Source organism: Streptomyces albospinus (assembly GCF_014648695.1).
GTDB classification, from domain to species: domain Bacteria; phylum Actinomycetota; class Actinomycetes; order Streptomycetales; family Streptomycetaceae; genus Streptomyces; species Streptomyces albospinus.
Window position 1 is genome coordinate 1 of the sequence record NZ_BMRP01000141.1, and the last position, 1,037, is coordinate 1,037.

The following is a 1,037-nucleotide window of genomic DNA, read 5'->3' on the forward strand; positions in this document are numbered from 1 at the left end:
CCCGATCGTCTCGGCCCCCAAGGCCATCGAGGTCATCGACGCGGTCAACGCGGCCACCGGACTGGACAACACCCGGTTCCTGATGGACCTCTACCACCTGTCGATGAACGGCGAGGACCTCCAGGAGGTCATCGACCGCTACACCGACAAGACCGCGCACGTGCAGATCGCCGACAACCCCGGCCGCGGCGCCCCCGGCACCGGCACCCTCGACTTCACCGCCCTGCTCGACCGCCTGGGGAAGAACGGCTACCACGGCTGGACCGGCCTGGAATACAAGCCCGGCGACGGCCCCAGCGCCGACGCCTTCACCTGGCTCCCCGCATCCCAGCGCGCCGCCGAATAACCGCACCACCGCCACCCCAGCCGCCGGCAGGCCGGACAACCGACCCCTGCTCCCTCCAGTTCTTGATTGTGAAAGAGGCTTTTCGATGAGCAACCTGCCCAAGATCGCGTGGATCGGGCTGGGCATCATGGGCTCGCCCATGGCCGAGAACCTGATCAAGGCCGGCTACTCCGTCACCGGCTACACCCTCGAAGCCGACAAGCTCGAACGCCTCGCCAAGGCCGGCGGCACCGCCGCCGCCGACATCGCCGAGGCCGTCGCCGACGCCGACGTCGTCATCACCATGGTCCCCGCCTCCCCCCACGTCGAAGCCATCGCCTACGGCCCCGACGGCATCCTGGACAACGCCAAGCCCGGCACCCTGCTGATCGACATGTCCTCGATCACCCCCCAGACCTCCATCGACCTGGCCAAGGCCGCCGGCGCCAAGGGCATCCGCGTCCTGGACGCCCCCGTCTCCGGCGGCGAGGCCGGCGCCATAGAAGCCGTCCTGTCGATCATGGTCGGCGGCGAACAAGCCGACTTCGACACCGCCAAGCCCCTCCTCGAAGCCCTCGGCAAGACCATCGTCCTGTGCGGACCCCACGGCTCCGGCCAGACCGTCAAGGCCGCCAACCAGCTCATCGTCGCCATCAACATCCAAGCCTGCGCCGAAGCCGTGGTCTTCCTGGAGAAGTCCGGCGTCGACCTC

Annotated in this window: 2 protein-coding genes; both read left to right on the plus strand. The window is 68.7% G+C overall.

Features of this window, described 5'->3' with window-relative positions; all coding sequences use genetic code 11:
• A partial coding sequence (locus IEZ17_RS41660) for a TIM barrel protein (RefSeq protein WP_189308831.1) occupies positions 1-346 on the plus strand: 346 nt, incomplete at its 5' end.
• Between the two features lie 85 nt (positions 347-431).
• A partial coding sequence (locus IEZ17_RS41665; RefSeq protein WP_189308832.1) for an NAD(P)-binding domain-containing protein occupies positions 432-1,037 on the plus strand: 606 nt, incomplete at its 3' end.